This is a genomic window from Actinacidiphila glaucinigra (genome assembly GCF_035918135.1).
Classification (GTDB): domain Bacteria; phylum Actinomycetota; class Actinomycetes; order Streptomycetales; family Streptomycetaceae; genus Actinacidiphila; species Actinacidiphila glaucinigra.
In genome coordinates, this window is record NZ_CP109144.1 from 2,050,934 (window position 1) to 2,073,465 (window position 22,532).

18 protein-coding genes, 1 tRNA gene and 1 pseudogene are annotated in these 22,532 nt (G+C 71.5%); 5 read left to right on the forward strand and 15 right to left on the reverse strand.

All coding sequences use genetic code 11. From position 1 onward, the window contains the following. Positions 1-31 precede the first annotated feature (31 nt). Both OIE69_RS09110 and OIE69_RS09115 read right to left on the reverse strand, forming a co-directional pair. Positions 32-1,192 (reverse strand): RNA-guided endonuclease InsQ/TnpB family protein, encoded by a 1,161-nt coding sequence (locus OIE69_RS09110; RefSeq protein WP_326571437.1) that lies wholly within the window; start codon positions 1,190-1,192, stop codon positions 32-34. A 98-nt stretch (positions 1,193-1,290) separates the two neighbouring features. Next, a pseudogene (locus OIE69_RS09115) lies at positions 1,291-1,764 on the reverse strand (transposase); the annotation flags it as partial. 249 nt (positions 1,765-2,013) lie between these two features. On the opposite strand from OIE69_RS09115, the gene OIE69_RS09120 reads away from it, so the two are divergent. Continuing rightward, positions 2,014-2,391, forward strand: a complete 378-nt coding sequence (locus OIE69_RS09120) for an MmcQ/YjbR family DNA-binding protein (protein WP_326571438.1) — start codon at positions 2,014-2,016, stop codon at positions 2,389-2,391. Here the strand turns inward: OIE69_RS09120 and OIE69_RS09125 are convergent. Next, positions 2,369-3,001 (reverse strand): DUF4291 domain-containing protein, encoded by a 633-nt coding sequence (locus OIE69_RS09125; protein ID WP_326571439.1) that lies wholly within the window; start codon positions 2,999-3,001, stop codon positions 2,369-2,371. The genes OIE69_RS09120 and OIE69_RS09125 overlap by 23 nt on opposite strands. Positions 3,002-3,176: 175 nt before the next feature. On the opposite strand from OIE69_RS09125, the gene OIE69_RS09130 reads away from it, so the two are divergent. Beyond that, positions 3,177-4,322 (forward strand): inorganic phosphate transporter, encoded by a 1,146-nt coding sequence (locus OIE69_RS09130; protein WP_326571440.1) that lies wholly within the window; start codon positions 3,177-3,179, stop codon positions 4,320-4,322. A gap of 19 nt (positions 4,323-4,341) precedes the next feature. Next, positions 4,342-4,578 carry a hypothetical protein gene (locus OIE69_RS09135; RefSeq protein WP_326571441.1) on the forward strand — a complete coding sequence of 79 codons (237 nt, stop codon included), beginning with the start codon at positions 4,342-4,344 and terminating at the stop codon, positions 4,576-4,578. A 31-nt stretch (positions 4,579-4,609) separates the two neighbouring features. On the opposite strand, the gene OIE69_RS09140 is transcribed toward OIE69_RS09135, so the two are convergent. The 8 genes from OIE69_RS09140 to OIE69_RS09175 form a co-directional block, all read right to left on the reverse strand. Next, on the reverse strand, positions 4,610-5,326 hold the full coding sequence (locus OIE69_RS09140) for a PIG-L deacetylase family protein (protein ID WP_326581065.1): 717 nt from the start codon (positions 5,324-5,326) through the stop codon (positions 4,610-4,612). A 269-nt stretch (positions 5,327-5,595) separates the two neighbouring features. Continuing rightward, a complete protein-coding gene (locus tag OIE69_RS09145) occupies positions 5,596-5,949 on the reverse strand; it encodes an ArsR/SmtB family transcription factor (RefSeq protein ID WP_326571442.1) in 354 nt (117 codons plus the stop codon). Further along, positions 5,946-6,422: an SRPBCC family protein gene (locus OIE69_RS09150; protein ID WP_326571443.1), complete on the reverse strand. Its 477-nt coding sequence runs from the start codon at positions 6,420-6,422 to the stop codon at positions 5,946-5,948. Before OIE69_RS09150 ends, OIE69_RS09145 begins: the two co-directional genes overlap by 4 nt. A gap of 111 nt (positions 6,423-6,533) precedes the next feature. Further along, positions 6,534-7,265: a tyrosine-protein phosphatase gene (locus tag OIE69_RS09155; protein ID WP_326571444.1), complete on the reverse strand. Its 732-nt coding sequence runs from the start codon at positions 7,263-7,265 to the stop codon at positions 6,534-6,536. 29 nt (positions 7,266-7,294) lie between these two features. Next, complete coding sequence (locus OIE69_RS09160; protein ID WP_326571445.1) at positions 7,295-8,767, reverse strand: FAD-binding protein; 1,473 nt, start codon at positions 8,765-8,767, stop codon at positions 7,295-7,297. Positions 8,768-8,924: 157 nt separating this feature from the next. Then, the gene (locus tag OIE69_RS09165; RefSeq protein WP_326571446.1) at positions 8,925-10,229 is read right to left on the reverse strand and encodes a hypothetical protein; all 1,305 of its coding nucleotides are present in this window, start codon (positions 10,227-10,229) and stop codon (positions 8,925-8,927) included. A 64-nt stretch (positions 10,230-10,293) separates the two neighbouring features. Then, positions 10,294-10,818 (reverse strand): SigE family RNA polymerase sigma factor, encoded by a 525-nt coding sequence (locus OIE69_RS09170; protein ID WP_326571447.1) that lies wholly within the window; start codon positions 10,816-10,818, stop codon positions 10,294-10,296. Between the two features lie 44 nt (positions 10,819-10,862). Then, positions 10,863-11,954 (reverse strand): MFS transporter, encoded by a 1,092-nt coding sequence (locus OIE69_RS09175; RefSeq protein ID WP_326571448.1) that lies wholly within the window; start codon positions 11,952-11,954, stop codon positions 10,863-10,865. 138 nt (positions 11,955-12,092) lie between these two features. Between OIE69_RS09175 and OIE69_RS09180 the strand changes: the two genes are divergently transcribed. After that, positions 12,093-12,362: a DUF6343 family protein gene (locus OIE69_RS09180; RefSeq protein ID WP_326571449.1), complete on the forward strand. Its 270-nt coding sequence runs from the start codon at positions 12,093-12,095 to the stop codon at positions 12,360-12,362. A 112-nt stretch (positions 12,363-12,474) separates the two neighbouring features. Here the strand turns inward: OIE69_RS09180 and OIE69_RS09185 are convergent. The 3 genes from OIE69_RS09185 to OIE69_RS09195 form a co-directional block, all read right to left on the reverse strand. After that, positions 12,475-12,548 (reverse strand) — tRNA-Met (locus OIE69_RS09185). A gap of 297 nt (positions 12,549-12,845) precedes the next feature. Then, positions 12,846-14,348, reverse strand: a complete 1,503-nt coding sequence (locus tag OIE69_RS09190) for an ATP-binding protein (RefSeq protein ID WP_326571450.1) — start codon at positions 14,346-14,348, stop codon at positions 12,846-12,848. Between the two features lie 46 nt (positions 14,349-14,394). Then, positions 14,395-18,924 carry a tetratricopeptide repeat protein gene (locus OIE69_RS09195; RefSeq protein WP_326571451.1) on the reverse strand — a complete coding sequence of 1,510 codons (4,530 nt, stop codon included), beginning with the start codon at positions 18,922-18,924 and terminating at the stop codon, positions 14,395-14,397. Positions 18,925-19,491: 567 nt separating this feature from the next. Between OIE69_RS09195 and OIE69_RS09200 the strand changes: the two genes are divergently transcribed. Further along, positions 19,492-21,105 carry an ABC-F family ATP-binding cassette domain-containing protein gene (locus OIE69_RS09200; protein WP_326571452.1) on the forward strand — a complete coding sequence of 538 codons (1,614 nt, stop codon included), beginning with the start codon at positions 19,492-19,494 and terminating at the stop codon, positions 21,103-21,105. Here OIE69_RS09200 and OIE69_RS09205 read toward each other — a convergent pair. After that, complete coding sequence (locus OIE69_RS09205) at positions 21,050-22,360, reverse strand: RNA-guided endonuclease InsQ/TnpB family protein (RefSeq protein ID WP_326571453.1); 1,311 nt, start codon at positions 22,358-22,360, stop codon at positions 21,050-21,052. The genes OIE69_RS09200 and OIE69_RS09205 overlap by 56 nt on opposite strands. Positions 22,361-22,532: the final 172 nt, after the last annotated feature.

Genomic DNA, 22,532 nt, shown 5'->3' on the forward strand with positions numbered 1-22,532 from the left:
GGCCGTGGGACCTCCCGCATCTATGCCCCTGCTAGGCGGGGGCTGGGACGCGTGACTGACGCCCCGCAGTCCACGCAGTCTCACCCTTGCGGGCGATGTTGCGGGAAGCGTTCAGGTCTGCGTGCGCAACGACGCCGCACGACCTGCACTGGAACCGGGCCTGTGAGGCCCGGTTCTTTTTGTCTGTGTACTGGCATTCGGAGCACGTCTGGCTGGTGTATGCCGGGTCGACGAAGACCACAGGCACGCCGGCGCGGCGTGCTTTGTATGCCAGGAACTGTCCGAGCTGGGCGAACGCCCAGCTGTGCACCGCGACTCGTTGGGGCTTTCTCAACCGAGCCCTCATGCGGATCCCGCCCAGGTCTTCCAGGGCAATTCCACGGGAGGTGCGTTCAGCCTCTGCCACGATGCGTTTAGAGATGACGTGATTGGTGTCAGCGGCGAACCGCCGTTCACGGCGGGCGCGCCTCTTCAGCAGGCGCTTCGCCGACTTGGTGCCCTTCTTCTGCAGCTTGGCTCGTAGATCTGCCTGCCGCGCCCGATACCGGTTCAGCCGTCGGCCAGCGAGAACGTTGCCGTCTGAGGTGGTTGCGATGTTCACGATGCCGAGATCCACGCCGAGGAACCCAGCCGGGTCGTCGTTGAGGTCGGCCTCGGGAATCTCGCAGGTTGCGAGGAGGTAGAACTCGCCGTCGCGTTCCACGAGGTCAGACTCGCCCTTGCGGTACTCCCGCAGGGTCTTCAGATGGTCTGCGCTGCCCACGAACCTGACGCCTTTGAGCCGGCCAGCCGTGGTCCAGATGGACACAGTCTCGGCATCGTATTGCCAGGTCAGGCACCGCTCGTCGTACGGCTGAGCGGCCTCCGACCGGAATGTGATCGGCTTCGCCTCTGCCTTCACCCTGCGCTTCGAACCAGACTTCCCCAGATTTCCGGCCTTGATGTTCGCGTGGAGCGTTGTGTAAGCGTCGCGGACCTTTTTGATGACGTGCTGCGCCGACTGGGCACCCAGACCGCGGGCCTTGAGCTCGGTGTACGTGTGCTTCCGAAGCTCGTACTCGCGCGGCAAACCCCGATCGAACGCGACCTGCGACACCCAGTTCGCCGCGTCATTGCACGCGCGCAGGGTTGAGCGCATCGCAACCGCCTGTTCAGCGGTCGGCAGCGCCTTCACCTGCACGACGATCTTCACGCGTTGAACCGTACCCCTCGACACTGACAACCAGCCCGACCCAGGCTGCAGTTGCCACGGTGCCCCGGCACCAGCCGGTCGCAATCAGCGCCAGCCGGTGATAGCGGGCGCAGCGAGGCCAAGACGTGGGTGGAGTCGGTGCGCTGCCGACCGCCAGCACGCAGCAACCCGAGCTCGGAGCACCTGGCCAGGACCAGGTCTAGAACGTGCTCCTCGAGTCCATGTCCGATCAGCCGGGCGCGGAAGTCGCTCAGGACGGAGAAATCAAGCCCCGGGTCGTCCAGCTCCAGGCCGAGCAGAAACTTCCAGTCGATACGGGCCCGCACCTGGTCAGCGGCCTGCCGAACGGTGAGCCCTTCGGCGTATTGCAGCACCGACACCCACGCCAGCGCCCCAGGTGAAACAGCCGGCCGCCCCCGTGACGAAAACGCCTCAGCAAAAGATTGGTCCGCAAACAGCGGACCGAGCGCCTCACGTACACGGACGGCCAGTGTCCCCTTGGGGAACGACGCCCGCACGACCCGAGCAGTCAGCTCCGGCACCCCACGGTCGTCTCGAGACTCCAGAGACACCCAGCCCCACCCTTCGCTCCGACGAACAGAACGACCATGCCAACCCCAGCAAGCCGGCGGCACCGTTTTGCAGATTCCCCAACGCGATCCTGACAGCCTGGGTTCCTCGCCAGAATCCGCTGAACCGCACGGTACGACCGGCCCCGCGCGTCGCGGGGCCCACCTGCCCCGGTAGGGGGCCGGCACCGGCCTACCATCGGGCGTACGCGTGCCCGTCGACCGCCGTCCGCTTCCGCCCGGGGAGGCCCCGTGACCACCGACCACGACCCGCTCGCCGTGCGCGCGAAGGTGCGCGCCTTCGCGCTCACGCTGCCCGGCTCGGCCGAGGAGTTCCCCTGGGGAGAGAGCGTCGTCAAGGTCAACAAGAAGGTCTTCGTCTTCCTCGGCGTCGGCGACGGGAGCCACCCGCCCGGCATCAACGTCAAGCTCAAGGACCCCCAGCTCCACGAGCACGCCCTGTCGGTCCCCGGCGCCCAGCCCTCCGGCTACGGCCTCGGCAGGGCAGGCTGGGTCTGCGTCCCCCTCACCGGGGAGGCACCCGCCGTGGAGGTGCTGTGCGACTGGGTGGAGGAGAGCTACCGCGTGGTCGCCCCGAAGCGGCTCATCACGGAGCTGGACGGCCGCTAGGCTCCGTCGTCGCGCCGATCACGGCGGCGGTCTCCTCGTCGAGCGGATAGGGCCGCTCCCGCGGCAGCAGCGCGGCGGCGGCCTCGCGGTCGCCGGAGCGCACGAGCTCGTGGACGCGGTGGGCGAGCCCGGTGACGTCCCGGATCCCGACGATCCACTGGTCGGCGTAGTCGCGCGTCGCCCGGCCGGTGAGCCCGAGCTGCAGCGAGCGGTACGGCAGCGGACGCAGGGAGAGGTCGCGCTCCGGGTCCCACTGGACGCGGACCTGCGTGCCGCGCACACGCTCGGCCCAGGTCTCGCGGTCGGGGTACACCGAGCGGTCGAAGTGGGACAGGCAGGCCTGACGGAGCGCCGAGCCGAAGCCGTCGCGGCTGATGTCGAGGGCGAGCACCCGCTCCTGCCCCTCCTTGCGGCCCCAGCCGCTGCGGTACATCATCCACAGGAAGGACGGCTTGATCCACGTCATCCGGGAGCGGCTCCAGCTCTCCGGGAAGCGGCCGTGGAGCGCGGCGTGATCACCGATCCCGGGGCGGTACGCCTGATAGACCGTCACGGTGTCGTCGGTGTACGCGGCCCTGATCATCCGGCGCGGCATCTCGGTGTTCTCCATGATGCGGGCATCCTGCCCACCGCGTCCGCCGTCGCGCCAAGGGTTTTACCCGGGCCCGCCCCCGAAGGCGGGCCGCGCGATGCGGACCACCGGCACCTCGCCTAGCCTGGAATCCCGAGCCGCCGTCGGTACGGGGGGCCCGTGAACCGCACCGCACCCCGGTGGGAGGTACGCGGTGGGCACTGTCTCCTTTCTCATCGTCATCGTCATCGTCACGGCGCTCGCCTTCGACTTCACCAACGGCTTCCACGACACGGCGAACTCCATGGCGACGTCGATCGCCACGGGCGCGCTCTCGCCCCGGGTCGCCGTGGCCGTGGCCGGTGTGCTGAATCTGCTGGGTGCCTTCCTGTCCACCGAGGTCGCCAAGACCATCTCCAACGGCATCGTCGACGACGCCAGGGTGTCCGCCGCGATGATCTTCGCCGGGCTGGTGGGGGCCATCCTGTGGAACCTCGCCACCTGGCTGCTCGGCCTGCCCTCCAGTTCCTCGCACGCGCTGTTCGGCGGGCTCATCGGCGCGGTCTGGGTGGGCGCGGGCGCGTCCGCCGTCAACGCGGGCGAGGTCCTGGAGAAGATCGTCATCCCGGCGGTCGCCTCACCGGTCGTGGCCTGTGTGGTCGCGATGCTGGCCACCTACCTGGCCTATGTGATCACCAGACGGACCCGGGGCGACAAGGTGAAGCGGGGCTTCCGGGCCGGCCAGGTCGGCTCCGCCTCGCTCGTGGCGCTCGCCCACGGCACCAACGACGCGCAGAAGACGATGGGGGTCATCACGCTGACGCTCATCTCGGGGGGCCTGCTCGCACCCGGTGCCGGCCCGCCGTGGTGGGTGGTGCTGAGCGCCGGGCTGGCGATCGCGCTGGGCACGTACATGGGCGGCTGGCGGATCATCCGCACCATGGGCAAGGGGCTGACCGACATCCAGACCCCGCAGGGCTTCGCCGCGGAGACCAGCGCGACCTCCGTGATCCTCGCCTCCTCGCACATGGGCTTCGCGCTCTCCACCACCCAGGTCTGCACCGGGAGCATCCTGGGCGCCGGCCTGGGTCGCAAGCTCGCCCAGGTGCGCTGGGGAGTCGCCGGGCGGATCGCGGTGTCCTGGGTGCTGACGCTCCCCGCGGCGGCGGCCGTGGGCGGGGTGGCGGCCTGGGTCGCGGACCACGGCGACCTGGGCGTCGCGCTGGTGGCGGGTGTGGCGGTCGTCGCCGCGGCGGGCTTGTACCTGCTGTCGCGGCGCCGCCCGGTGAACGCGGACAACGTCAACGACACGCGGCCCGGTGCGCCGGAGCCGAGCCCCGCCGGCCAGTCGGCCCGGTAGCGGTGAGGAGGGGATCCGCATGGACGTCAAGTGGGGCAACCTCGGCAGCGTGTTCGGGGCCAGCCTCGGTATCACCATCGCCGTCGTGGTGATGTTCTCGCTGGGCATCGCCGCCTGGGGCCGCGCCGGCAGCGGCCCGCGCGACGGGCAGCCGCGCGACGGGCAGGAGAAGGCGGCCCTGGCCGTGGCGGCCCTGTGCTTCGCGGCGTGCCTGGCGGTTGCGGCCTACGGGATCGACCTGCTCGTCCCGGGCTGAGGCGGGCGGCCCCGGCCGCCCCGCCCGGCCGCTACCGGGGGTAGAGCTGGAACGCCACCGCCGGACGGCCCCCGAAGCGCCGCGCCGCGATCTCCATGGTGCTGCCGAGGAATTCGCGCGCGTACTCGGCCGGTTCCCGGTCGCTGAGCGCCCGGATGTACGCCTGGTGCTCGGCGAGGGACGCGACGGCCCGCTCGACGTCGGTGTCGCCGACCTCGACCGCGTGCGTGGGGTACGGCGATCCCGCGACGGCCATCCAGCGAATGCCGCCCCAGGGTTCCAGGCCCTCGTCCCGGGCGAGTTCGGGGAAGATCCAACGGTTGCCGGCATCACCCGCGGCGTCGAGGGCGGCCCGGCCGACGGCCCGGTGGTCCGGGGTGTTCCAGACCGTGCCGCCCCAGGTGTCGTGGTGGTTGAACGTGATCAGCAGCTCGGGGCGGTGCCGGCGGATCGCGGCGGCGATGTCGCGGCGCAGGGCCGGACCCTCCTCGATCACGCCGTCGCGGTGCTCGAGGAACTCGACGGTGCCCACGCCGACCGCCTTCGCGCTCGCGCGCTGCTCGGCCTCCCGTATTCGCGCCGCGCCCTCGGGGGGTATGCCGTCGATGCCGGCCTCGCCGCGGGTCGCCAGGAGGTAGCCGATCTCGCGGCCGGCGTCCGTCCAGCGGGCGACGGCCGCGGCGGCGCCGTACTCCAGGTCGTCGGGGTGGGCGACGACGGCGAGCGCCCGCTGCCAGTCCTCGGGCATGGGATCGAAGTGCTGCTCGGGCACGGGGGCCGCCTCCCTGAGGCCGGAACGGGCGTCGACGCCCCGATCATGGCACTCCCCTCCCCCGCCCTCTCCGGCGGGCCCCTTCACCACGCGGGTTCCGCCGGCGGGCCCGTGCGGACCTCAGGGCGCGCGCCGGGCACGGCTCCCGCCGGCGGCCGTGTCCCACGGCGTATCGCCCGGTTGAGACGGTGTCGCCTTCCGCGAGCCGGAGAACTCGTCCGGCGGTCTCTCCCCGCTCGCGGCGGTCAGCCTGCACCGGGGTCCCGCGCTGCGGGTTCCTCCGCAAGGCGCTTGATGGCCGACAGCCGTGCGTCCCAGCGGGCGGCGACGCGGTCCATCCACCGCGCCGCCGCGACCAGCCGTTCGGGCCGTACGGCGTACCGCATCTCGCGGCCCGCGCGCCGCCCCGCGACGAGCCCGGCGTGGTCGAGCACGGTGAGGTGCTTGACGATCGCCTGGCGGGACACGGGGAGTTCGGCCGCGAGCACCGTGGCGGTGGCGTCGCCGTGCTCGGCGACGGCGTCCAGGATGCGCCGCCGCATCGGGTCGGCCAGCGCGGCGAAGACGTCCTCCTCGCCGCCGGTGCGGGTCTGCGTCATGCGGGCAGTTTCTCCACGTACGTCGCGAGTCCGGCCGTGACGTCCGCCCAGCCCTGCGTGTGACTCTCGTACCCGGCGTACGGGATGCGCTCCTCGGGGATGTCGAGGGCCGCGAAGCCGCTCTCGACGACCCGCAGGCGGGTGCCGTCCCCGTCGGCGGTGAGGGTGAACTCGACGAGGGTGGAGTTGCCCTCCGCGGCCTCCTCGCCGGGGAAGGCGGTGGCCCAGCGGTAGGAGAAGTAGCGCGGCGGCTCCACGCTCACGATGCGGCTGGGGTAGGCGCCGAAGCCGTGGTCGATCACGAAGGCGCCGCCCGGCCGCAGGTCCACCTCCGCGGGCGCGCCGCCGCCCCCCAGGTCCTCGCCGAACCAGCGGCCGATGTGCTCGGGCCGGGTCAGGACGTCCCACACGCGCTCGACCGGAGCGGCGATGCCGATCTCCCGCTCGATCCGGTCCGGGGTCTGGGTGCTCATGATGGTTCCTCCGTCGCTGGACAGCCGGACAGCCTTGCGTGCAACCCCAGGGTTGCACGTAAGACCGCATCGCGCAACCAAAAGGTTGCACGTCCCGGGATCCGCCGTCGGTCAGTCGGTGAGCAGTGCCTCCCGCAGGGCGGCGATCAGGGCGTCGTCCGTGCCGAGTCGCGTGCGGGCGTACCCCTCGACGGAACCGTGCTCGGCCGCCAGGCCGGCGAGGAAGATCCTCATCGCGTCGGCGGGCGCCCTTCCCCAGCCGGGCCAGCGCAGGCTCCGCTCCGGGTTGGCCGCCGTCCAGTCTGCGAGCAGACGGGCGGTCGCCAGCTCGCTCAGCGCGTAGTCGGCGACGATGTCCTCCTCCGGCACCCCCAGCAGCCCGAGCACCAGCGCCGCCAGCAGCCCCGTACGGTCCTTGCCCGCCGCGCAGTGGAAGACCAGGGGTCCGCTGCCCTCCGCGGCGATCAGCTCCAGCGCCCGCGCCAGTTCCTTGACGCCGTCCGCGGCGACCTCCGCGTGCAGCCGCGCGTAGAAGGCGGTCGTCTCGACCTCCGGCCCGAACGTCGTCTGGTCATAGGGCCGGTGCTCGATGCTGAGGTTGTGGTAGCCGACCCCGGTGGCCTCCGGGACACGGCCCTTGGCCTCGATCTCGAAGGGGTAGCGCAGGTCGATGACCGTGCGCACCCCGAGGCCGGTGAACCGCTCCAGATCCGCGCCCCCGAGCTTCGAGAGCGCGTCGGAACGGTAGAGCCGCCCCCAGCGCACCGCGCGGCCCTCGGCCGTGCGGTAGCCGCCCATGTCACGGAAGTTGTGCAGTCGCTCGAACGCGATGTGTCTCCCCATGGGGGGACCTTACGGGCCGGCGGTCCGCTTCAGAAGATGCCCTGACCGGGAACGAGGATCCCCCGGGGGTCGTAGCGCCGCCTGGCCGCCGCCAGGGCGGGCCACGCGGAGCCGAAGTGGACGCGCCAGTCGGCACGGCCGAACGGGACGGAGCCGACCGGGTACTGCGTGCCGCCGGCCGCCCGGGTGGCCTCGAACGCGGTCCGGTTGGCGGCCAGGAGGCGGTCGACCGTCGCGGTGTCCTGCGGCGGGGTGGTGCGCAGCACGGCGAGCAGGTACGGGACCGGGTCCCGGCCGGCCCGCAGCAGGGGCCGGTGCAGGCGCTCGCGCAGCAGCGGGTAGAGGAGCACGACGCCGGGGCCGAGGTCGGCGGGCGTGAGCGCGTCGAGGATGCCGCCGGCCACGGTGGCCGCCTTCTCGCCCGGGATGAGCAGGTTGAGCCAGGGGTGGGCGAAGTCCCACAGGCCGGCGGCCTTGAGCGCCGCCACCGAAGGGGCGAGCCGGTCGAGGAAGTCGAAGTAGCCGAGGTCCTCGGTCTGCACACCCGCGGCGTCGTGGTGCAGCCCCGCCAGCAGCGCGGCGTCGTCGGGCGCGGCGTCGTAGGAGACGGCCTCCAGGACGTAGCCGCGGAAGGCGCCGTTCGCGTCCGGGACGACCTGGCCCTCGACGTAGCCGAACCGGCCGTCGGTGACCAGCAGTCGCTGGTCGGCCAGGAAGGTGCCGAGGTCGTGGTACGGCAGCAGATAGTGCCGGACCGTCGTCGGGGCCTTCACCAGGCGCAGCGTGGCGGAGACGATGACGGCGCACTGGCCCAGGCCCGCCAGCACCGCCTCGAACAGGTCCCGGTGGCGCGACGGGGAGCAGCGCACCAGCTCGCCCGCGCCGGTGACGACCTGCAGTTCGGTGACGTTGTCGACCTGCGCGCCGTGGTGGTGGCTCTGGCCGCCGAGTCCGCCCACCGACAGCGTGCCGCCGACGGAGAGTTCGAGGTAGTCGGTGAACACGGGCGGCGTGAGGCCGTGCGCGAGGGTGGCCCTGGTGACGTCGCTCCACTTGGCCCCGGCGCCGACCGTGACGGTACGGCTGCGCGGCCCGACCGGGCCGATCCGCGCCAGCGGCGTGGTCTCGACGACCAGCCCGCCGTCCACCTGCGCCTGGCCGGACGTCCCGTGGCCCTGGCCGCGCGGCGCCGCCTTCAGCCCGTGCCGGTTGCAGAAGCGCACCATGGCGACGACGTCGTCCACCGACCCCGGCCGCAGCACCGCGACCGGCCTGCGGTGCACGATGTGCCCGAAGTCGTCCGCGGCGGCGCCGAGCGAGGCGTCGTCGGTGAGCAGCGTCCCGTCCAGGTGGGGCAGCCCCACCAACGCGTCGTCCGCACGGTCCGCGGCGGTCGCCGCCGCGGCCCAGCTCCTGCCGATCGGGTCGAAGCCGACGACCACGGCGCCGGCGGCCGTCGCCGCCGTCCGCAACATGGCACGCCTGGACGGGAGTTGGGACATACGCGCTCCCCCTGAACGGGTCGGTTCACGGTGCAACAGTTGGGGATTCTAGGCCTGGTGCCGCCCCGTCAGCAGGAAGTCGGTCAATCCCGTGGGGCCACCGCGACGCTAACCGACCCCGGGGCGGGCGGCCCCCCGGCGTGGGCCGCCCAGGTGATCACTTGAGCTCCGCCCACCGGGGATCGGTGGCGGCCTTCACGAGTTCGTCCATGCTGACGCCGGGCACCTCCCGGGTCACGGGGCGGTGGTAGCCGTCCGAGTTGAACGCCGTGACGGCGACCCGCAGCCCGTCGGGACGGATGGTGTCGGCGGTCCACCGCACGATGCCGGCGCCGCCCTTGTCCCCCGCGCCGCTGCGCTTGACCAGCTTCGTCCCGTCGGGGAGTACGGTCGCCTGCGCGAAGATCGGGTCGTCCACCTCGTCGGGTGCCCACTGCTGGAAGTCGACCTCGACGAAGGTGGCCCCGTTGCCGTCGTCCACGGTCAGGTGGACGTACCGGCCGCGCTGGCCGGGCGGCACGGTGACCTCCAGCCCCTTGGGCAGCACGTCCTTGAGCAGGGCCATGATCTTCGCGGAGCTCGGCAGCCCGGGGCCGGCACCGGGCTGCGTGGGCTGGTCCGGGGCCTCGGGGATGTCGGAGAAGAACCTGTCCCACCGCGCGGAGAGCACGAGGTCACCGAGCTGGGCGGCGCTCAGCGGAGGGTTCTCCCGGGTGGTGGGCCGGCCCTTCTGTGCCGGTGCGTTCCATTCGTCGGCCTGGATCTGACGGCCGTCGGGAGTGGTCAGGATCGCCCGCCAGTCCTTGGGGCCCTTGCGGTTGTCCTGGTATTCCCAGCCCTTGATCACGACGAGCACGGCCTCGCCGGGGAGTTCGGTGCGCTTGCACGTCGTGCCGGGCTTCATGAGCGCGAGGTCGGGGCACTCGTCCTGCCTCTGCCCGGCTTGGACTCGGCTGAGGTTGACGGAGATCGTCGAGGCGCCGTGGCCGTCGTCCCAGACGGCCTGGACGACGGACGCCCCCGTGTTCGGGACGCTCTCCGTGTCCGAGGCCAGCCCGCTGAAAATCGTGCCCTCGGGAAGCAGTTGCCGCAGGACGGTGAACAACTCCGAATGCGGGGAATCGTCCAGGGTGGCGCCGCTGTCGTTGCCGTCGCTGTCGCCCTTGCTGCTGTCCTTGCTGCCGTCGTTCCCGTTGCGCTTGTCGTCGTCGATGCGGCTCGTCGCGTCGGGCGTGCTCGGGTTCGCCGGCCTCACCTCCCGTGCCGTGCCGCCCGGTACGACCAGACCGGCGGTCACCACCGCCGCCGCCACGGCGGCCACCGTGCCCACGACGGCGACGGTACGGCGTCGGTGGACGCTGCGGCCCTGGGCCAGGCCGGCCGCGGCAAGGGCGCGGTTGTCGGTGCTGAAGGTGTCGCCTGTCTGCCTCAGCGCGGCGCCGAGGTCGTCTTCGAAGGGCATGGTGAGCCACCGTCCGGAGGAGAAGCGGGAAGCGGGAGGGAAAAGTGATGGTCGGGGGATGGGGTCAGTGGGAGGAGACCAGTTCCGCGAGGCTGTCGCCGAGCAGTTCGCGGAGCTTGGCGAGGGCACGGACCGACCGGGTGCGTACGGCGCTGGAACTGACCCGCATGGCGTCGGCGGTCTCCTCGATGCTCCGGTCCTCCCAGTAGCGCAGCACCACGACCGCACGGTCCTTGGGCGCCAGCCGGGCGAGCGCGTCGAGGAGCGTCAGCCGCAGCAGTGCCGTGTCGCTGTCGGAGTCGCCGGAGCCCATGGGGACGTCGGGGAGCTCGCCCACCGGGGCCTCGCCGCTGCTGCGCCGCCGCCGGTGGGTCAGGAAGGTGCGGACGAGCACGGTCTGGGCGTAGCCGGCGGGGTTGCCGACCCGCGACATCCGCCGCCAGGTGACGTACATCTTGCCGAGGGTCTCCTGCACCAGGTCCTCGGCGAGGTGGGTGTCACCACCGGTGAGCAGGCATGCCGACCGGAAGAGGTGTGCCGCGCGGGTCGCCGCGAAGTCCAGGTACTCCCTTGTACGGTCCTCGTGCATGCCCCACCCCGTTGTCGTCCGGCACCGCCCTCACCTCACTGACGTCATGGGGGTGGGAAAATGTTGCACCGCCACAGCAGGAGCACAGGGAGCAGGAGCGGAAGCGCCGCCAGGGCGAACAGCGGTCCCGGCCCCGACCAGTGCGAGCCCACGGCCCAGAGGCCGAAGAGCAGCAGCGACCCGGCCTCGGAGCCCAGGCCCGCCAGGGAGGTGACCGTCGCGCGGGTGCGGTCGGTGATGCGCTCCTGGAGGGCGGCGTCGGCGGCGGTCGTCGCCCAGTCGAGGAGGCCGAAGGCCAGGGCCACCAGGGCCAGGCCCGCCGGATGCGCGCCTGCAGCGCCCGCGGCCAGGCAGACCGCGGCCACCACCGGTGCGAGCGGTGCCCAGCGCGTGCCGCGGCCGGCGAGCCAGCCGCCGGCCGTGGCTCCCGCGGTCACCAGGAGGACGAGCAGGGGGACGAAGGACGGCCGCACGCCGGTGGCCTGCGCGAGCAGGGGGACGTACTCGTCCAGCGCGGTCGCGCCGACCAGCAGGGAGACGACCGCCACCAGGCGCCCGGCGCCGGGGGTGTGCCGGGCCTGGCCCAGGGCCTCGCGCAGCAGCCCGGCGTACGAGGCGGCCGCCCCGGCCTCGGCCGCGACGGCCCCGCGGCCGCGGCGCTCCGGCAGCGCGAGGGCGGACAGGGCGGTCAGCACGGTCACCGCGACGCTGGCCAGTCCGACCGCGCGGTCGCCGCCGGCCGCGAGGAGCGGCCCGGCCAGCGCGGTCGCGACCAGGGCCGCCGTGGTGCCGAGTGCCTGCGCGCGGCCGGTCAGGCGGGCGTAGGCGTGGCGGGCGCCGACACGGGTCAGCTCCTCGTGCACCAGCGCCTGCAGGGCCCCCGAGCGCAGGGCGGACCCGGCGCCCCACAGGACGAACCCGGCCGCGAAGGAGGCGTAGCACGGCCACAGCGTCCACAGCGTGAAGCCCGCCCCGGCCAGCAGGGGCGCGACGGTGAGCAGGGCGCGCCGGGAGAAGCGGTCGGCCCACACGCCCGAGGGCACCTCGAGCAGGAACGCCGTGAGCGACCACACGGCGAACAGAGAGGAGATCCCGGCCTCGGACAGCCCGGCGCCGGCGAAGAGCACCGCGTACACCGGGTAGAGCGGGATCAGGTCCTCGAGGAAGGCGTAGGCGTAGAGCCTGCGCGCCAGCGGGGACTCGGGTGAGGATCAATGTCGCCATGTCATGGGACGAGCGTAGCCGGGTACGAACCGAATGAGGAGGCGTTTTCCATGCGCATGGGACGAACCGGGAATGAGCCCCTGCGGGCTCGCAGCGCATTGCGGACGCGGCTCGCCCTGGCGGCCTTCGGGCTGGCCTGGGCGATCGCGGGGACGGTGCTCTTCGCGGACCTCGGGCGCACCGGGTGGGCCGTGTTCTTCGGCCTGCTGGCGCTCGCCGCGGCCACCGACCTCGTCGTGATCGTCCGGCACATCCGCCAGGGCCCGCACTGGCAGCCGGGTCGCGACGTCCCGCCCTACGAACCGCTCCGCAAACGCTGAGCCACGACCCGCAGCGCCGAAAACACCGAGTGCACGGCCGGCCACACACGGGTGGGTACGGGCATGCAAAGGCCGAGGGCCCGGTGCTGTTGCACCGGGCCCTCGGCTTCAGTAGCGGGGACAGGATTTGAACCTGCGACCTCTGGGTTATGAGCCCAGCGAGCTACCGAGCTGCTCCACCCCGCGTCGTTGAACACAACCCTACGGGGTGTCGGCGCCAGGACCAAATCCATTGCCGGTCGGGCCTGCGGGATCGCGGCCCCGCCCCCTCCGCAGCGCTCACCTCCCGGGGTCCGGGCAGCGGGTCGACACGCCTCGCGAGCACCTCCGGGATGTGCACTTCGCCGCGTATCGGGAGTACGACGGCGGTTCCCCCCCCGGTCGGGCCCTCGCCCCCGGCGCGAGAAGCACGGTCGGTCGGCATGAGGCTCTCCCCTGGTGGGCCGCGACTCCGCTCCCGGCGAGTGCGCGCACCGCCTGCCCTCAGCCGGGTTGCACGCCTCCGTCGATCCGGTCCAGAACCGCCATGAGCTCGTCGCAGTAGGTGCGGAACATGGACTGCTCCAGCGGTGTCACGACGCCCATGCGGTTGTGCACCATGGGGTTGCGGACCTTGGCGAGCAGTGCGAACCGCACCTCCCAGTAGGCCTTGTCGCGGCCGAGGAGCTTGCCGAAGACATCCCAGTGGGAGGCCATCAGGTCGTACAGGTCGCGCGGATAGGTGAAGTCGAGAAGGCGGACAGATGCGCGGTCACCGTAAGTACGCAGCTCGCGGTCGCGAAGCTCGGCGCAGCGGTCCAGGAGTGGTGCGACCTTGGGGCCGCGGGCCTTGCGCAGACCGCCCTCCCAATCCTCGCCGTAGCGTGCGATGAATCCGCTCTCGACGAGGTCCCGAACGCGCTGCTCGACGGCCATCCAGTTGTCCCAGTGCCCGAGGCTGCGTCCGATGACGGTCAGATAGTGCTGAAAATCCTCGGAGAACGCGCGGTAGGTGTCTCCCCGCACGACCAGCAGCCCTTGCTGCAGGAGGATCTGGGCGTCCTCCGGCGTCACCTCCAGTTGCGGGCCGAGCACGACCTCGAGGATCGCCCGCAGACGTCCGTCCGTACGCAGCAGGTCCTCGAGGTCCCGGTAGTAGTACTGGAACTCCGCAGGGAGCGGCGTGGCGTGGCGGTCTATCGCCACCTTGAGGGAACCGCCCGGGACGCCGGCGGAGCACACGCGGTCGAGCAGGACACTCGCCAGGTACGGGTGCCCGCCCGTCAGCTCGGCCAGCCGGTCCACCGGTCCGGGGGCCTCAGCGGCACGTGCGGCCAGCTGGACGAGCTCGTCGTCCTCGAAACAGGTCAGGAAGACCGAGCGGAAGATACCGGCGAAGGTGGACTCGTCGGGATCGGCCATGTCCACGATGTCCCGCAGTTCACGGCGCGATGTGGTGACGAGGCCGATGTTCCAGTCCAGGTTGTAGGCCATCTCGCGCAGCGCCTGGAAGGTTCCGGGCTCGGCCCGGAAGACCTCGCGGGCCGCGTCGAATTCATCGAGCACCAGCACCACACGCCAGTCGCGGCGACGCACCAGGCGCAGGAACTCCTGGGTCTCCAACTGCACTTCCAGCCACGGAGCGCCCTCGGCGAGAACGCGGTCACGGGCACGGACGAGACGCCGGTCCCCGGCGCACTCGGGAGCCGCCTCGTCCAGCAGCTCCCAGACTTCGTCGACGAGGCGGCGCAACACCTTCGTGATGCCGCCCTGGGTGCGGACGTTCATCCACACCGGCAGCAGCCTCGGGTACGCCTGCCGGGCTTCGGGGCGCATGAACAGGTGATAGGCGAGGGAGGACTTTCCGATGCGAGGCGGTCCGATGATGGCGGTCGCCCCGGCGACCGGCTGTTCGAGGACCCGCTCCCGCACGATGCGGAGTTCCTCGGCGCGACCCACGTGCGCGTCGCCGTACACGGGGTGGCCGACCGTCGCGAACGGGTTCACGGACCACCTCCCCCGGAGGGCGGACTGCGATGTGTCCGACATGCGCTCACGCCCTCCTGTGGGACAGCCACTCGGCGAACAGCCCGACCTTGATCCGGAACCTTCCCTCCGACGCCTGCTCGATCACGTCACGACGCAGGAGGTCCTCTATCACGCGTTGCCCGTCGGTGAGCTCGCGGGCCCTGCGGCCGTCGAGGTACACGTCCTTGCCCACGCCCTCGAGGGCGCCCTTGAGCACGGCGAGCACCACGTCGTCCCGCAACTCGCTCACGTCCGCGTCGCCGGGAGTCAGAAGGTTGTCGAATTGCTCCTGCGGCAGCGCCCGTTCCCCCCGCACCAGCGAGGCCGCGACGGCGTCCACATGTGCCGGACCGATGAGGGGCTGGCGCAGCCCGTTCATGTGCTGGACGAGACGGTTGCAGAAGAGCTGGATGTAGTACGGGCTACGTGCGGTCAGTTCGACCACACGCTGCACGGAGTCGCCTCGGTAGCGGCTCTCGCCTCCGGGCAGCGCGATGGGCTCGGTGATGAGTGCCTCCGCGGAGTCCTGGTCGAGGTAGGAGACGGGTTCCTGGCGCGCCACCTGGAACTCGTTCGGGAACGCCTTGAGGAAGCGAGGCATCAGGTCGTTGCCCACCACCACGCTCGAGAACATCTTGCCTTCGAGCATGGCCTTCCAGGACTTCATGAACTCCCGTGGCAGCACACCGCGTTCGATCGCCGAGTACAGCACCGTGAACTCGTCCAGAAGCAGTACGAGGCGCCAGTTCCGGTAGGCCTCGCTGCGGCGCATCCGCTGCCGCATGTCGTACATGTACTCGTCGAAGTGCAGGTTGGGGGTGCCGCTGTCGATGAACGCGGTGAGGCTGGGGCGGTCCAGACCCAGCGCCGGGTATCCGGCGTCCTCCAGCTCCTCCAGCCGGCGGTGGAACGCGGTGGCGATGAGAAAGTACAGGGTCCCGTGGTCGATCTTGCTGGCGATCTCGAGAAGGCTCAGCTTCGCGGCGAGTACCGGCGGCTCGAGTTCTTCCTGCAGATGGTGCAGGACGGACGACTTGCCGACCCGCTTCTGTCCGTAGATCACCACACACGTCGCGTCGGCACGGTGGAAGGTGTCCACGAGGATCGCGAGCAGCGCGTCGCGCCCGAAGAACATCCGGCGGTCCTGGACGGGAGCGCCCTCGGCGTACGGATTGTGGATGGCCTCCCACCGCTGAGCGTCGCTGAGCTGCAGCGACAGGGTGCTGACCTCGCTGGCCAGGACACGCTCCGAGCGCGAGGAGTACTCCAGTCGGAACCGCAGCGTCGCGAACTGCTCGCGAATGGCCTTCGGCGTCACCGTCAGCGATACCGTGCACGTCTCGGTCTGCTCGTCCCTCAGCGTGTGCGCGACCGGGACGGCGGTCTCGACCGGCTCGTAGTCCTCGTCGTTGCGCAGAACCCGCAGCTGCACCCCGCCGGCCGGGGAGCGGTGCGCGGGATTGGTCACCGACAGTTGCACCTGGATGACGTTCGCCGCGTCCGGGGTGTAGGCGGACAACACCTCCTTGACCGCGAGGTCGGTCGGCTCGGCGGCCCTCTGCACCTGCGCGAAGTGCTCGGTCAGCGCCCGGTCCACGTTGTTCAGCAGCGGCACGAGGTATTCGACGCTGAGCCGGGTCGGCAGCCGCTCGATCGTCGCCACCAGCTCGCGGATCGAGGTGCCGATGCGTGAGGAGAGCCGCTCCTGTTCGAGATACGACGGCTGTTCCAGATATCCCCGCAGCTCCGCCAGGACCCCGGCCGCCTTGTTCAGCCGGTCCCGGTCCAACGGCGGGGTGTACGCGGTGTCCGCGGCACTCTCCAGGACGCCCCGGTCCTCGGTCAGCGTGCCCAGCGGTTCCGGGCGCTGCAGGAGCGCCTGCAGCATGGTGCGCTGCAGGTCCAGGAGACGGACGTGGGTGCGCAGCGCCTGGTCCCACAAGGTCAGGTAGGCGTCCTGGCTCGTGGACGCGGATGCTTCGCCCAGGAAGTCACGCAGCTCCCGGAAGAGGACGTCACGGATCTGGTTGTCGCGGTAGGTGATCGACATGATCTCCCGCCGCACCCGCAGGGGGGACACCGAGAGCAGACCGACGAGGCCCATCGCCAGGGGCTTGTGGCGGCTCTTGTCCTCCATGACCCAGTGCGCACACTCCACGAACGTGTAGCGGCTCTTGGGCTCCTCCCAGCCGGGGTCCAGATAGGAGGCGACGAACTGCTTGACCTTCAGCTCGCCCATGTTGTCCCAGCCGCCGCCGAGCGCCACGGCCTCCGTGTAGTAGGCCCGGGTCACCTCGGGCGGGCGGCGTTCCGCGGCGCACAGATCGCCCATCGCCGCGCCGAAGGCCCGCAGGGAGCGCAGGAAGCGCGGATCGGTGGTCTGGCTGATGTCACGCAGGATGCGAGCGGCGGACAGATTGAACTCGGCGCGGTCTGCGGGACGTGAGGTTCCGAGGCGCTCGATGAGTTTGGTCAGCTCCTGGACGTCCTGCTCACCGAGGGAGCCCTCCTGAATACGGACTGCGGCAACTCCCGCGTACTCACAGCGGTTGAGGTGCATACGGATGACCGCGCTCAGCGACTCGGACTGCTCCGGTTGCCACTCGCTCTTGGCGAGGAGTTCGTCCAGCTTGTCCCACAGCCCCGTGCGGACGGCTTTCGTGACCGCGTCGTGGATGGAACGGAACTCGGGATTGCGCGGACCGTGCGCGAGAAGCCGCTCCGCGGCATCGGTGGCCCGCTGCTTGTCGCGCTGCCGCTGGTAGACGGCGACCAGGCGTTTGAGCAACCCGGTGCGGGTCTGGTTCGGGTGCTCGCCGCGCAGCAGTCCCTCCAGGAGGAGGGCCGCCTCCGGAAGGCGTTTGCGGTCGGTGAGGATCGTGATGATCATGTTCTGGTGTTGCAGGGTCTCCTGCACCACCGCCCCGGGCTCACGCAGCACCTCCAGGGCCTCGTCGCTGCGGTGGTAGCGGTGCAGGCCCCACGCGAGGGCGCGCCGCGCGCGCTCGTGCCCCGGGTCCTCGGCGATCGCCTGGCGGTAGAGAGCCTCCGCCTTCTTCCAGTCCTTCTCCTGGGTGTCCGCGTGCTGCGCCCTGGCGTACAAGGTGGTGTTGCGGGGGCGCGGTGCCTGCGCTTTCAACGGCTTCGCCGGCTGGGCGGGCCGCAGCGACCCCACGGCGCGGTTTCGCTCGGCGGTCAGGGCCGTCAGCTCCGCCTCGGCATGCACGGCGATCCCGGAGAGGTCCGGATCGCCGGGGAAGTCCACGAGGGCGCTGCGGGCGATGGCGATCGCCGCGTCGAAGTTGCCCTGCTGGAATTGCCGTCGGGCCGTCTCCGTCTGCCGCTGGAGGTCCTTCGCCGTCGCGTGGGCCGGGGCGAGTCCGGGCTTGGGGCGGCCGTTGGCCGCTGCCGGGAAAGGCGCGGTGGGCTGGGCATGGTGTGCGGCAGGAGGGTGCGTCACGGGCTGGGGCACCGGAGCGGCGGACATGCCGCTGTCCGAGAGACCGAACTGCTGCGACGTCCCGGGGCTCAGCACGTCCAGGACGCGGCACAGGTCGCCCGGGGCCGGGGCCTGACGCACCAGGAGGGACTCCAACGGGGCGGCCCGCTCGGGGAACAGCCGGCTCACCAGGTAAAGCGCCGCTCTCGTCGCCACACGCCTGGGCTCGGGCCCTGCGTCCACGGCGCCGGCGAGGGCGTAGGCGGCCTGGACCGTGTCCCCCGCGTACGAGGCCTGGTCCAGGAGGGCTCGCAGGAGCCTGTCGTCGGTGACCTCCGCCGGAGTCGCGCGCAGGGCCGCGCCCAGAGCGGCCATCGCGTCGCCGACACGCCCGGCACGGGCCCGGAGCACCGCGAGATCCCACGCGTAGCGCCCACCGAGATGCGCGGCCTGCTCCATCCACGCCTCGGCCTGGCTCCGGGTCGCATCGACCTCGCGCCAGTCCAGCAGACTCAGCGCGGCGAGGTGCAGCCCGGGCGGGTAGCCGCTGGCCTCCGAGGCGGCTGCCAGGTCGCGTATCGCGGCACTGGCCTTGCCCACGTCCTGTGCCGCACGAGCTGATTCCAGCCGGTTCTTCGCACGGGCGAGATGTTGCTCGACCGACTTGTGCATGGTGTAGCCGAGGTCGACCACCGGATCGCGCTTGAAAGACGGTTTGCTGAGCGTGAGCTTGAACTCGCCGGGGCCGAACTCCGCTTCCAGCGCCTCCCAGAGAGAGCTGTCCAGCACCGCGGAGACGCTGCCCGGCGGGGCCGATGCGGATTCCGGTCGCCCACCGTGCGGGGTGTCGGCCGTACTCGGGCCGGCCTCCGGCGGATCCGGAGCCCTCCCGACGGCTACCGCGCCCGCCGGATCGGCCGTGGCCGGTGGCATGTCGAGAACCTCGATCAGTTCGATGGCCTCCGCGCTCACCAGCGCCGGCCCCCGCTCGGTGGCCAGCACCACGCTGCCGTTGCCGATCTCGGCGAGCCGTCCCCGCGTGGAACGGCCACCGCCGAGGTGGACGATCACGTCCATGCCCACCGTGTAGTACTGCTGGATCATCCCCGCGTCCACATTAGAACGGTAAACCATACGACGTCGTATGAGGGGCCTTATGTACATCAACCGCCCTGCGGGCGGGCAGATTTGTGCGGTCCACCCGCTCTCCGTGACCCGCGCCGCACGGGAGTTCGAAGCCGGCTCTCCGTGCGCGCTCCCCGGAGGAGGACCGCGAGCCCGGATCTCGGCCCGGCGGCGGCGCATGCCGTCTCCTGCGGTGCTGCCGGGTGGCGGACGGCCCGGCCGACCGGAGGTTCACATGGTCCGGCAGGCGCGGCCCGGACCTCCAAGGGCTCCGCCGGCGAGGGACCTCGGCCACGATCGTGGCCGTCGCGAGGTCGACGGTAAATCCGTTGCCGGGGGCCCCGTCCCGGCGTAGCTTCGTCCCCGGCCTGCCACCGTCCGATTGGAGAAGGCCGTTGCTCTTCTGAGGTCTGGGACACCGTGCCCGCGGCGCCGAACCGGCGACCGCGCGGGCCGTGTGCGACCTCGGCCGTGAGCAGCCGCCCCTGTGCAGCGCCCGCCTTCCGGTGTCCCCGTAGTGCCGACCCGTCGTCATTCACGAGCACCCCGGAGGACCACATGGGACATCCCACCCTGTCCGTCACCTGCGTCGACCTGGCCTTCGCCTGGCCGGACGGCACTCCCGTCCTGGACGGCTTCCAGCTCGCCGTCGGCCCCGGCCGCACCGGCCTGATCGGGCTCAACGGCTCGGGGAAGTCGACCCTGCTCAAGCTCATCGCGGGCGAACTGACGCCCACCGACGGCACGGTGCGTGTCGCCGGCGAGGTCGGGTACCTGCCGCAGGACGTCGTCCTCGACACCGCGCTGCGGGTGGACGAGGCCCTGGGCATCGCGCAGGCGCGGGCCGCCCTGCACGCCATCGAGGCCGGTGACGTACGCGAGGAGAACTTCGCGGCGGTCGGCGACGACTGGGACGTGGAGGAGCGGGCCCGGGCCGGGCTGGACGGCCTCGGTCTGGGCCACGTCGGCCTCGACCGGGTCGTCGGCGAACTGTCCGGCGGCGAGTGCGTCCTGCTGCGGCTGGCGGCCCTGCTGCTGCGCCGACCCGACGTCCTGCTGCTCGACGAGCCGACCAACAACCTGGACCTGGCGGCCAGGCGGCGGCTCCACGAGGCGGTCGCGGGCTGGAACGGCGTGCTGGTGGTCGTCTCCCACGACCGCGAACTGCTCCGGCACGTCGACCGGATCGCCGAACTGCGCGACGGCGGGGTCCGCTGGTACGGGGGCGGCATCGAGACCTACGAGGAGGCCCTGGCCGTCGAGCAGGACGCCGCCGAGCGCATGCTGCGCGTCGCCGAGTCCGATGTGCGGCGGCAGAAACGGGAACTGGCGGACGCCCACGTCAAACTCGCCCGCCGGGTGCGGTACGGGCAGAAGATGTACGACACCAAGCGGGAGCCGCGCGCCGTGATGAAACTGCGCAAGCGCAGCGCCCAGGTCTCGGCGGGCAAGCACCGCGTCCTGCACACCGAGCGGCTGGCCGAGGCGAAGGACCGGCTGGACGAGGCCGTCGAGGCGGTGCGGGACGACGACGAGATCCGCGTCGACCTGCCGCACACCGCGGTCCCCGCCGGCCGGACCGTGCTGACGCTGCGTTCGCTGCGTACGGCGTACGGGGCACCGGCCGGGGACCTGGAGCTGCGCGGCCCGGAACGGATCGCGCTGGTCGGCCGGAACGGCGCCGGGAAGACGACGCTGCTGCGGACGATCACCGGCGAACTGCCCCCGGCCGCGGGTGAGGCGCTGGCACACGTGCCGCTGCGCTTCCTGCCGCAGCGGCTGGACGTCCTGGACGACGAGTTGTCGGTCGTGGCCAACGTGGCGCGGTTCGCCCCGGAGGCCACGGGCAACCGCATCCGCGCGTCGCTGGCCCGCTTCCTGTTCCGCGGCGGGCGGGCCGACCAGGCGGCCGGTTCGCTGTCGGGCGGGGAGCGGTTCCGGGCCTCGCTCGCGGCGCTGATGCTCGCCCAGCCGGCGCCGCAGCTGCTCCTGCTGGACGAGCCGACGAACAGCCTGGACATGGCGAGCGTCCGGCAGTTGACGACGGCGCTGGCCTCCTACGAGGGGGCGCTGATCGTGGCGAGCCACGACCTGGCGTTCCTGCGGGGCATCGGCATCACGCGCTGGCTGCGGCTCGACACCGAAGGGCTGACCCGCGTCGATCCGCTTTGACATCCTCCCCGTCGTAAAAGACGGCGATTCCTGGCTCACGCTGGCTGGGGACCGGCGGTCCGTCAGCGCTTACACGATCGGCACCAGCCGGGTTGAGACCAGCCCGGACCAGCATCAGGCGTGCGGAGTTCTTGTCCCTGGGGGACACGGCTCCGCACGCGGTGCAGGTATAGGTACGTTCCGAGAGTGGGAGTGCGTGCTTGGTTCTCGCTCCGCACGACGCGCAGTCCATGGTGGTGTGCGCGGGATGCACCAGGCGGACGTCCCGCCCGTGCTTGCGGCCCATCTCGATCAGGGCCGTCTTCGTGGCGCCGATCGCGGCATCCGACGCCTTGCGCGCCATGGTGGTCTTCGCGAGGAACTTCGGCCGGAAGTCCTCCACCGCGATCGCGTCGTGGTCGCGCACAACGCGTTTGGCCCACTTGCGTGCGGTGTCCTGCCGTTGCCGCGCCACCTTCTTGTGCAGCTTCGCCGCCTGGCACCTGGCCTTGCGGTAGCCCCTGGACGCGGCCTGCCCACGAGCAGGCTTACGGCGGGCCATCATCTTTTGGTATCGCGCGAGGCGCTGCGCGGCGGTCTTCCCGTGCTGGGCGTGCGGCAGGTCGTAGGCGTCGCTGGTCGTGGTCGCGGTCTCACGCACGCCCCAGTCCACCCCGATCACGGCGCCGGTGGCGGGCAGCGGCTCCGGGGCAGTGGCGACGACGAACGAGGCGTACCAGTGGCCGAGGCTGTCCCGGTAGACGCGTACCGAGGATGGTGCGGACGGCAGGTCGCGCGACCACACCACCGTCACAACGATGCCGCCCGCCAGGTGCAGGCGTCCGTTCTTGAGCCTGAAACCGCGGGTGGTGTAGTTCAGCGACGGAGCGGCCTCGCGCTTGCGCTTGATCCGGGGCATCCCGGCCCGCTGCCGCATCGGCAGCCGCGCAGCGATGTCCTTGAGAGCTTTAGTCCGAGATTTCGCAAAGTCCCGGATGACCTGCTGCTGCGGCACCGAACTGCCCTCCCGCAGCCACGCCATCGACCGCCGCGCCTCGGTCAGCATCCTGTCGAGCTGCGCGGGACCGCACGTGACCTTCTGCCCGGCGGTGCTGTTCAGGCCGTAGACCTTGCGCGACACCGCCACACACTCGTTCCACACCCACCGGCACCGCGCCCACTCCGCCTCCAGACCGGCACCCGCCGACGACGACACCCGCAGCCGGTAGGTGTACCGGGCGGGCCCGGACCCCTGCTGGGCCGTCGCTGTCGTCATGCTGCGGAACCTAACAGCCCCCACCGACAACGAAGGAGAGTGCAGGAACAGCTCTGCAGAGAACTCCACCGCTTCGCGGCTCCGACTCAAGGACCCATTCCTCCCCCGGCCTGATAGCCGGGGCATCCTGGGAGAAATCAGGTGACGGGAGCGGTGCCGTTCCCGGCGGCGG